The sequence below is a fragment of the Sphingomonas sp. genome, assembly GCF_040398505.1.
Taxonomy (GTDB): domain Bacteria; phylum Pseudomonadota; class Alphaproteobacteria; order Sphingomonadales; family Sphingomonadaceae; genus Sphingomonas.
Genome location: NZ_JBBATX010000018.1, coordinates 28459 through 35681 on the forward strand (window position 1 = coordinate 28459; position 7223 = coordinate 35681).

Sequence of the window (7223 nt, forward strand, 5' to 3'; positions counted from 1 at the left end):
CCAAGGCCGTTTACACATAAGCGAGCAGCGCGCTCACGCCAACCCGGCCCGCGCGATCAAATCCGTCGTCGATACGTCGAAGTCCTGCCCGCCGGCATCCGCTGCCTTGGCCATTTCCTTGCCCAATTCGACCCCGAACTGATCGAACGAGTTGATGCCGAGCAGCACACCATTCACGAACACGCGCTGTTCGTAGAAGGCGATCAGCGCGCCGAGCGTGCGCGCATCGAGCTCCTCGAGCAGGATCGTCGCGGACGGACGGTCGCCCGCATAGCTCCGCGCGAGATCGTCGTTCGGACGCCCCTTCATCAGCGCCGCGCCTTGCGCAAAGGCGTTGAGCAGCAATTGCCGATGATGCTCCTCCGACAGCGTATCGCCGGGTTCGATCACCGCGACGAACTCGACCGGCACGAGGTGCGTGCCTTGGTGGAGCAACTGGAACACGGCATGTTGCGCGTCGGTGCCGACCCCGCCCCAGGTGATCGCCGCGGTCGGCCGCCCGACCGCCTCGCCGTCGATCGTCGCCCCCTTGCCGTTCGATTCCATTTCGAGCTGCTGGAGATAGGAGGGCAGCAAGCGCAGCCGCTCGTCATAGGCGAAGGTCGCGCGCGTCTCGCACGAACGGACTTGCGTGTAATAGAGGTCGGCGAACGCCGCGAGCACCGGCGCATTCTGGCTGAGCGAGGTCTGGCGGAAATGCCGGTCCATTTCGCCCGCGCCGTCGAGCAGTTCTTCGAACGTGTCCCAACCGAGCGCGAGTGCCGCCGGAAAGCCGATCGACGACCAGAGCGAATAGCGCCCGCCGACGCTCTCGGCGAAGGGCAGCACGCGCGTTTCGTCGACGCCCCATTCGACCGCTTTGTCGGGGTCTGCGGTCAGCGCGACGACGCGGCCATAAGCGTCCTCGACGCCGTGCTCGCCCATCCATTGCAGCACCGAATCGGCGTTGGTCAGCGTTTCCTTGGTGGTGAAGGTTTTGGAGGCGATCACCAGCAGCGTTGCGGTCGGATCGAACTTGGCGAACACTTCCTCCAGCGCCGCGCCGTCGATGTTCGAGACGATCGCCACTTCGTAGCGGCTGTCCTCGCGGCCCAGCGCATCGATCAGCAGATTCGGCCCGAGCGCGGAGCCACCGATCCCGACATGCAATACGTGGCGGATTTCGCCAAGCGCCCCGGCCTCGATCGCGTCGATCAGCGCGCGCATCCGCGCGTGCAGCACGCGCGCCCTCGCGACATCGTCTGTGCTACCCTCGCCGCGCTCGGCGACATGGGTGACGGCGCGGCCCTCGCTGGTGTTGACGATCTCACCCGCGAACAGCGCCTCGCGCTTGCCGTGCAAATCCTGCGCCTTGGCAAGCGCAGTGAAGGCGGCAACCGCGTCGGCGGTCAAATGCGTCTTCGACCAGTCGAAATGCAGCCCCGCGACATCGACGCTGAAGCTCGCCAGCCGCGCCGCATCCTCGGCGAACAGCGTTTCGAGACGGGGCGAGGGCAGCGCCTCGATCGTGGTCCAGTCGGCCTTGGTCATAGTCACCTCTTCGAAACTCGGTTCCCCTGCGAAAGCTGGGATCCAGCGTAACGGAACACAATGCCCGCGACTCTGGACTCCTGCGTTCGCAGCGGAACAGCAGACACAGATCGCCCTAGCGGCGTGCCATTACAACCACCAGCTTGACGAGGGGCCAGTGCCGCACCAAACCGCGCGAATGGCCGACACCGACACAACGATCTCGATCAAGCGCGCGAAACCGCCGCGGTCCGAAACGCGCGAGACGCTCACCTTCTTCCTGAAGCTCGCGCTGATCGTGTTCGTACTGCGCAGCTTTATCGTGGCGCCCTTCAGCATTCCGTCGCAATCGATGCTGCCCCGCCTCTACATCGGCGACTATCTGTTCGTGTCGAAATGGAATTACGGCTATTCGCGCTGGTCGCTGCCATGGGGCGTGCCGCTGCTCCCCGGTCGCATCCTCGGGCGCGATCCGGCGCGTGGCGATGTCGTGGTGTTTCGCGGGCCGGAGGGCAATGATCATGACGTGATCAAACGCGTGATCGGGCTGCCCGGCGATACGATCCAGATGCGGGGCGGGCAGGTGATCCTCAACGGCACCGCCATCCCCAAGCAGCGGATCGCCGATTTCCTCATCCCGCTCAGCCCCAATTATCCCGGCGGCAGCGAATGCCCAAGCGAGTTCGAGGACAGCGCCGACGGCAAGCCCGTCTGCCGCTACCAGCAATTCCGCGAGACTTTGCCGGGCGGCAGGAGCTACGCCGTGCTCGACCGTGGCGAACAGCCCAATGCCGATGAGACCGGCGTGTATATGGTGCCGGTCGGCAACGTCTTTGTGATGGGCGATAACCGCGACGATAGCGGTGACAGCCGGTTCGATCCGCCGCAGGGCATGGGCTATGTCCCGATGGAGCGGATCGAGGGCCGCGCGATGGTGTCGTTTTTCTCGACCGATGGCTCGGCCAATTGGTTCCTGCCGTGGACATGGTTCTCGGCGGCGCGCTGGAGCCGCATCGGGGAGGGATTTTGAGCGAGCCCTTGCGCGACTGGCTGACCGCGACGCTCGGGCATCGGCCCGCCGATCTCGTGCCCTATGAGCGCGCGCTGACGCATGGCAGCCAGGCGGCGGCGAATTACGAACGGCTCGAATTTCTGGGCGACCGCGTCCTCGGCCTCGTCATGGCGCAGTGGCTGTTCGAGCTCTTCCCCGGCGAACCCGAAGGCGCATTGTCGAAGCGGCTCAACGCGCTGGTGACCGGCGCGGTCTGCGCCGATGTCGCGCGCGGGCTTGGCGTCGCCGCGCATCTCCGCCTCGGCAAGCAAGCGCGCGACGATGGCGCGGCGGATTCGGACAATGTGCTGGGCGACGTGATGGAGGCGCTGATCGGCGCGCTCTATCTGGAAACCGGCCTCGACGGTGCTGCCCGCGCGATCCGTACCGCCTGGGGCGACCGCGCCAGCCGCGTCCTGTCGGCGCCGCAACATCCCAAGAGCGCGTTGCAGGAATGGGCCGCCGCGCACAACCGCAAGGCGCCCGCTTATGACGTGGTCGAACGCTCCGGCCCGCACCACGCGCCGAGGTTCCGGGTCAAGGCCGCGATCGGTACCTTTGCCGAGGCCGAAGCCGAGGGGAGTTCCAAGCAGGAAGCCGAGACCGCGGCGGCGACGGCGTTGCTGGGGAAGTTGCGGTGAGCGCGGCACTTTGAACCAGCCCTTCGACAGGCTCAGGGCGAACGGATTTGGGGTGAGGACCCGCCTCCGTTCCCGTTCGCCCTGAGCTTGTCGAAGGGCACCGTGCCACAAACCGGAGGGTCGAAATGGCATTCTGGACGTACATCCTGCGCTGTTCTGACGGTCGCTATTATGTCGGCCATACCGATAATCTCGAACAGCGCATCGGCCAACACCAGACCGGCCAGATACCGGGCTACACCCACAAGCGCCGCCCCGTTGTCCTCGTCTGGAGCCAGGACTTCCCCTCACGAATCGAAGCGCTCGAAGCCGAACGCCGCATCAAAGGCTGGAGCCGCGCCAAGAAGGACGCACTGATCGCTGGCGATTGGGACCGGCTTTCCGTACTGGCACGCAATCGCCAAGATCAGACGAGCCCTTCGACAGGCTCAGGGCGAACGGGTTTGGAGGACAGCACGCGCACCCCCTCCGTTCGCCCTGAGCCTGTCGAAGGGCCTGCACCGCCCAAGGACTACGTATGACCGAACCCACCCCCCAACGCTGCGGCCTCGTCGCGGTCCTCGGCGCGCCCAATGCGGGCAAATCGACGCTCGTCAACGCGCTCGTCGGGCAGAAGGTCGCGATCGTCAGCCCCAAGGCGCAGACCACGCGCGTGCGGCTGATGGGCGTCGCGATCGAGGGCGATACGCAGCTGCTGCTGGTCGATACCCCCGGTATCTTTGAACCCAAGCGCCGGCTCGACCGCGCGATGGTGCAGGCGGCGTGGGGCGGGGCCGAGGGGGCCGATGTGCTGGCGCTGGTGGTCGATGCCAAAGGCGGGCTCGGCAGCAAAGTCACCGACATTGCCGCGGCGATCAAGGATCGGCGCGAGCCCAAATATCTCATCCTCAACAAGGTCGATCTTGCCGACAAGGGCAAGCTGTTGCTTCACGCCGAGAAATTGACCGGCATGGTCCAGTTCGACGAAGTCTTCTTCGTCAGCGCATCGACCGGCGATGGCTTGCCCGAACTGAAAGCGCACCTCGCCGCGCGGATGCCCGAGGGGCCGTGGCATTTCCCCGAGGATCAGGTCTCCGACGCGACCGAGCGCAGCCTTGCCTCGGAAGTCACGCGCGAGCAGCTCTATCTCCAGCTCCACGCCGAACTGCCCTACGCCTCGGCAATCGAGACCGAACAATATCTTGAACGCGCCGACGGCTCGGTCGAAATCCATCAGCAAATCCTGGTCGAACGCCCGACGCAACGCGCGATCGTGCTCGGCAAGGGCGGCGCGCGGATCAAGGAAATCGGCGCGCGCGCGCGTGCCGAACTGAGCAGCATCATGGGCCGCCCGGTGCACCTCTATCTTCACGTAAAGGTAAGGCCGGGCTGGGATGACGAGCGCGACGTCTATCGCGAAATGGGCCTCGACTGGGTAGAGTGAGTCCGAACCCCGTTCGGGTTCGGGGGGAAATCGAGTGAGCAAGACCGTGAAAGCCGCGCTGATTCAGGCCGCACCGATCCCGCTGGCGATCGGCGACGGGATCACCGCCTTGCTCGACCATGTCGCCGATGCGGCCGATATCGGGGCCGAGCTGGTCGCCTTTGGCGAGTCGTTTCTGGGCGGCTATCCGCTGTGGCTCGATGAGGCCCCCAATGCCGCGATCTGGGATCATCGCGGCACGCAGGCGCTCCACGCCATCCTGCTCGATCAAGCGCTGCGCCCGAACGACCCGCGGCTCGAACCGCTGCAGCAACTCGTCGACGAGGCCAACATCCTCGTTTCGGTCGGAGCGCATGAGCGCGTCCGCTCGAGCCTGACCAACACGCAATATCTGTTCCGGCCGAACCAGCCGCCCTTGCTCCACCGCAAGCTCGTGCCGACGCATGGCGAGCGGATGATCTGGGGGCGCGGCGACGGCGCGACGCTTGGCGTCCACACCGCCGCATGGGGTGCGATCGGGTCGCTGATCTGCTGGGAGCATTGGATGCCGCTCGCGCGCGCCGCGATGCATCACGCAGGCGAAGCGGTCCACGTCTCGGCCTGGCCGACAGTCCGCCCGATGTACCGCATCGCGTCGCAGCATTATGCCTTTGAGGGACGCTGTTTCGTGCTCGCGGCGGGCACGATCCAGCACCGCGCCGATCTGCTCGACGGGCTCGACCGCGTCGGCGGCGATGCCGATGCGCGCGACCTGCTGCTCGGTCTGCCCGACCGTCAGCTTCAGAGCGGCGGCAGCTGCATCATCGCGCCCGACGGCACGATCCTCGCGGAGACCGGCGCCGACGCCGATTTGCTGATCGCCGATTTGGATTTGACGGCGATCGGTCGCGGCCTGACGTCGCTCGACAGCGATGGGCATTATGCCCGCCCCGACGTGTTCGAGCTCCGTGTCGACCGCCGCGCGAAACTGGGCGTGGCCGATGCGGAGGACGGCTTTACCGCCTGATCCTAGCGCTGAGCGGCTTCACGTCCCGAGCATTTCCTCGACCCACGCCGGGACCAGCACCCCCGCCGCGCCGAGCCGGGTCTCGTGGAAATAGCCGCTTCCCGCCGATCGTTCGAGGTTGAGCTCCAACGTTTGTGCCCCGGCATGGCGCGCGCCCTGCACGAAGCCGGCGGCGGGATAAACCGCGCCCGACGTCCCGATCGACACGAACAGATCGGCCGCGCCGAGCGCGCGTTCGATCACGTCCATCGCATACGGCATCTCGCCGAAGAACACGATGTCAGGCCGCAGCGCCGCCGCGCCGCACGCAGCGCAAACCGACCCCGGCGGCATGTCCCCGCTCCACGGCGCGTGCGTCCCACACGCCGCGCACAGCGCCGATCGCAATTCGCCATGCATGTGGAGCAAGCGCTCCGCCCCGGCACGCTCGTGCAGATCATCGACATTCTGCGTCACGATCAGCAGGCCACCCGGCCACGCCGCATCGAGCCGCGCCAGCGCGACATGCGCCGCATTGGGCTGCACCGTGGTGAGCGCCGCGCGCCGCGCATCGTAGAAGCGATGCACCAGCACCGGATCATCGGCGAGCGCCGCGGGCGTGCAGACATCCTCGACGCGGTGCCCCTCCCACAACCCGCCCGGCCCGCGAAAGGTGGCGATGCCGCTTTCCGCGGAGATCCCGGCGCCGGTGAGGATGACGATGTTTTGGAAATTTCGCATGGCACAGGGATAGGCGGTTCGCGGCATGTCTGAAAGCGGGTGTTAACCGGCCGTTCGCCGTTCGAGGATCACTGCGCGAGGTTGTGCGGAGAACGCGCGGCTTCCCTCTGCCGCTGGGGTCCCGTATCTTCCCAGCCGCCTGGATATTCTTCCCGGAGGAAGACCATCATCTCGCGAATGCGTTCCACCTGACCAGACGCACCATCGGTCATGAAGAGTTCGCGCTTAGCAAAAACGCTTTGCAATAATCCAAACATCCACGCCCTCCGCAATTGCGAAAAGGCTTGCGGCTAACACCGTTAACGAATGTTTTAAACTTTGGTCACGTCCACCGAATTGATGAGGACACCACGCCGCGTGATCCGCTGATATATCTGCGAAAACTGGACGCTACGCGATGCTTGACGCCGTTCGTTGTCGAGCCTGACACGTGCCGTCGCTTTCGCGCCGGACCGCAGTGCGCCGAGCAGCCGTACGGTGGAACATGCCGAGCTCCACCGTGGGGCGATCACGCAGTTACGGGCGGGACGATACCGCGTGCTGGCTGCCTCGACGATGGTCGGGCGGCGAACGGAGCGTGTCCCTATGTCCGACAGGGTCGAGCGCTGTCACACGGTGCTCGCACGCTTTGACCCTGTTGTCGTTCATTCCCCCGGATCGTCGCTCGCGCGACGGCGTCAGGATGCAGTTCACGTGCTGTTCGCGTGCCCTTCCGACCGAGCTTGCGCATCTCGCGCATGGCATCTCGCGCGCCGACCCGGTAGAGCCGCCGGACAGGATTCGGGAGAGCAAAGATGACCGCGATCGGCATTATCGGGAGTGCGGGGCGGATGGGGCAGGCGCTCGCCGCCGCCGTGCCCGATCTCGGCGCGA

At 66.0% G+C, this 7223-nt stretch carries 8 protein-coding genes; 5 read left to right on the forward strand and 3 right to left on the reverse strand.

Going from position 1 to position 7223, the window contains the following annotated elements:
* Positions 1-33 precede the first annotated feature (33 nt).
* A complete protein-coding gene (gene pgi / locus ABWP09_RS04245) occupies positions 34-1530 on the reverse strand; it encodes a glucose-6-phosphate isomerase (RefSeq protein WP_353203918.1) in 1497 nt (498 codons plus the stop codon).
* Positions 1531-1708: 178 nt separating this feature from the next.
* Between pgi and lepB the strand changes: the two genes are divergently transcribed.
* The 5 genes from lepB (at position 1709) to ABWP09_RS04270 (ending at position 5630) form a co-directional block, all read left to right on the forward strand.
* Positions 1709-2539 carry a signal peptidase I gene (gene lepB / locus ABWP09_RS04250; protein ID WP_353203919.1) on the forward strand — a complete coding sequence of 277 codons (831 nt, stop codon included), beginning with the start codon at positions 1709-1711 and terminating at the stop codon, positions 2537-2539.
* Complete coding sequence (rnc, locus tag ABWP09_RS04255) at positions 2494-3201, forward strand: ribonuclease III (protein WP_502959755.1); 708 nt, start codon at positions 2494-2496, stop codon at positions 3199-3201. Before lepB ends, rnc begins: the two co-directional genes overlap by 46 nt.
* A gap of 125 nt (positions 3202-3326) precedes the next feature.
* On the forward strand, positions 3327-3722 hold the full coding sequence (locus tag ABWP09_RS04260) for a GIY-YIG nuclease family protein (RefSeq protein ID WP_353203921.1): 396 nt from the start codon (positions 3327-3329) through the stop codon (positions 3720-3722).
* Complete coding sequence (era, locus tag ABWP09_RS04265; protein WP_353203922.1) at positions 3719-4624, forward strand: GTPase Era; 906 nt, start codon at positions 3719-3721, stop codon at positions 4622-4624. Before ABWP09_RS04260 ends, era begins: the two co-directional genes overlap by 4 nt.
* A 34-nt stretch (positions 4625-4658) precedes the next feature.
* Entirely contained in the window at positions 4659-5630 is a 972-nt protein-coding gene (locus tag ABWP09_RS04270; RefSeq protein ID WP_353203923.1) for a carbon-nitrogen hydrolase family protein, read from the forward strand.
* Positions 5631-5648: 18 nt separating this feature from the next.
* On the opposite strand, the gene ABWP09_RS04275 is transcribed toward ABWP09_RS04270, so the two are convergent.
* The gene (locus tag ABWP09_RS04275; protein WP_353203924.1) at positions 5649-6350 is read right to left on the reverse strand and encodes an NAD-dependent deacylase; all 702 of its coding nucleotides are present in this window, start codon (positions 6348-6350) and stop codon (positions 5649-5651) included.
* Positions 6351-6418: 68 nt separating this feature from the next.
* A complete protein-coding gene (locus ABWP09_RS04280) occupies positions 6419-6607 on the reverse strand; it encodes a hypothetical protein (RefSeq protein WP_353203925.1) in 189 nt (62 codons plus the stop codon).
* Between the last annotated feature and the right edge of the window lie 616 nt (positions 6608-7223).

Excerpts from the sequence above, each read along its gene's own strand:
- pgi (WP_353203918.1), bottom strand. The coding sequence starts at position 1,530 with ATGACCAAGGCCGACTGGACCACGATCGAGGCGCTGCCCTCGCCCCGT.
- lepB (WP_353203919.1), top strand. The coding sequence starts at position 1,709 with ATGGCCGACACCGACACAACGATCTCGATCAAGCGCGCGAAACCGCCG.
- rnc (WP_502959755.1), top strand. The coding sequence starts at position 2,494 with ATGGTTCTCGGCGGCGCGCTGGAGCCGCATCGGGGAGGGATTTTGAGC.
- ABWP09_RS04260 (WP_353203921.1), top strand. The coding sequence starts at position 3,327 with ATGGCATTCTGGACGTACATCCTGCGCTGTTCTGACGGTCGCTATTAT.
- era (WP_353203922.1), top strand. The coding sequence starts at position 3,719 with ATGACCGAACCCACCCCCCAACGCTGCGGCCTCGTCGCGGTCCTCGGC.
- ABWP09_RS04275 (WP_353203924.1), bottom strand. The coding sequence starts at position 6,350 with ATGCGAAATTTCCAAAACATCGTCATCCTCACCGGCGCCGGGATCTCC.
- ABWP09_RS04280 (WP_353203925.1), bottom strand. The coding sequence starts at position 6,607 with ATGTTTGGATTATTGCAAAGCGTTTTTGCTAAGCGCGAACTCTTCATG.